Source organism: Alcanivorax sp. HI0044, from assembly GCF_001634945.1.
Map to the genome: position 1 here is coordinate 1 of NZ_LWEZ01001554.1, position 1,171 is coordinate 1,171.

At 55.8% G+C, this 1,171-nt stretch carries 2 protein-coding genes; both read right to left on the reverse strand.

The window, feature by feature from the left end; all coding sequences use genetic code 11:
- A partial coding sequence (locus A3730_RS23495; protein WP_304439526.1) for a heavy metal-binding domain-containing protein occupies positions 1 to 228 on the reverse strand: 228 nt, incomplete at its 3' end.
- A 94-nt stretch (positions 229 to 322) separates the two neighbouring features.
- Positions 323 to 1,171: TolC family protein (locus A3730_RS23500; RefSeq protein WP_063539085.1), on the reverse strand; the 849-nt coding region annotated here is incomplete at its 5' end.

A 1,171-nucleotide genomic window follows, 5' to 3' on the forward strand; every position in this document is an offset into this window, starting at 1 on the left:
CACCGAGGCACTGCGAATTCCCAGATTTTGTACCATGGCTGCATCAATACGGACCGTTGGCTGATCGCCATCATCACCACCATTGGCATAACGGGGCACCAACTCCATATCCATGAAAGGTGAGGGCCCGGGCTCGTCAAAGTGCTGCTGGGGATACATAGGGTCATACCAGTACAGCACTTCCTTTTCATCCGCTTTGCTGTTGGTTTCACTGCTGTCCATCGCCATCGATATACTGCTCTGCGAAGGGGTGACGTAACGGCCCAAATATATTCCGGCTAGCAACAACAGCGAGGCAGCCAAACCGATCAAGGCATTGCGTTTAATGTTCATCATCTTGCTCCTCGCCCACCATGCCGTGGTGGTCGTAGGTAAAATGGAGGGCGGCTGCCTGCTGGTCATACTGCCCGCTGAGATCAATTTCTTTCAGTTTGGCGTCCAGCCATTCGCTACGTGCCCGTACAAGATCGGCCAAACTGCCATCACCGCCGCGCCAAGCTGCCCTAGCCAATCCCACTTTCTCTTTTGCGAGAGGCACCAGTTGCTCCCGTTGCCGGGCAAGCGTGCGTTCCTGGCGTTCATATTCGGCCAGATCGCTCTGCAGCATCGCTTCATGTTCGCGACGTACCGCCTCTGCACGAGATTCCAGTGCTTGCCACTCAGCTTCCGCCGAGGCAATGCGAGGCCCCTGGCGCGACCGGCTGAACAATGGCAGGTCCACATTGACCTGTAGCATCGCCATGTCACTGAATTCTTCACGATTCATATAAGCCAGAGTTAAAGCCCAGTCCGGCTTCTTGGCGGCACGAGCCTCGTCCGCGTTAGCCTGGGCGACAGAAGCCTGACGCGACGCTATCTCAAGTTCAGGGTGCTTATGCAGGCTATTCAGTAACTGTTCAGCATTGATGGCGAAATCAGGTGCTTGGCCAGCCGGTGATTGCCGGCCGGCTTCCCCCAGCCAGCGTATTAAACGAGCCTTAGCCTGGCGTTGCCTGGCCAGAAGAGCATCTCGCCGATCCAGTAATGTCACGGCTTCCTGCCTGGGTGCCACGCTATCAATAGCCTTTCCTTGACCCGATGAAAGTCGGGCACGCACTGCCTTGTCGAACAAACGATTTTCAGCAATGAGTTCTTCCAGCAGGACTAGTTGACGATCCAGAGTGTGGAGCTC